Genomic DNA, 684 nt, shown 5'->3' on the forward strand with positions numbered 1-684 from the left:
CGTAACGGCGACTGATAACGATGGCGATACCGCCAGCGGCCAAGTAGTGATCACCATTAAAGATGGTAGCGATGCTGCAGGTAATGAGCAGGGTCAAGTGACGATCACCGAAGGGGATTTAACCCCGGAGGGTAACGAACATGGCTACCCAGTATCTGGCACTACCACGATCACAATTGAAGCAGGCGCAGACCGTCTCAATCCTGAGACAATAACCATCAATCCAGCACAATTAACGGCATTAATTGATGAATTGTCGTCTGAATTAACCACTGGTGATCATCAAGCGATCAGTTTTCATTATGACAGTGCGACGGGTGAGTTAATTGGTTTAACAGCCAATGACGAGCAGGTTGTGACGGTATCATTGTCTGCGGTACAAGCGGCGAATGGTCATGATGTGGCAGTTAATGTCACCATCACTCAAGAAAAACCATTAAATCACACCGATAACGGTAACCAAGGGTTAGTTGATAGTGTGAATGATAAGATCACTATCGATGTGCCGATTCAGGTGCAAGATACCGATGGTGACTGGCTGCAAAAACCAGCCAATGTTGATATCACGATTAAAGACGGTGCTAACCCAGAGTTTGGTACTGATACTGGCACTACGATTAATGAATCAAGCCAGCAAGGTCAAATTATCCATGGTGAAGTGCCATTAGATGTTGGCTCAGATGC

General features: G+C 46.1%; 1 protein-coding gene. It reads left to right on the top strand.

The genetic code is table 11. The features are described from left to right. On the top strand, nt 1–684 hold a 684-nt coding region (locus C0W29_RS21725), incomplete at both ends, for a hypothetical protein (protein WP_158260041.1).

The sequence above is a fragment of the Photobacterium kishitanii genome (assembly GCF_003026355.1).
Classification (GTDB): Bacteria; Pseudomonadota; Gammaproteobacteria; order Enterobacterales; family Vibrionaceae; genus Photobacterium; species Photobacterium kishitanii.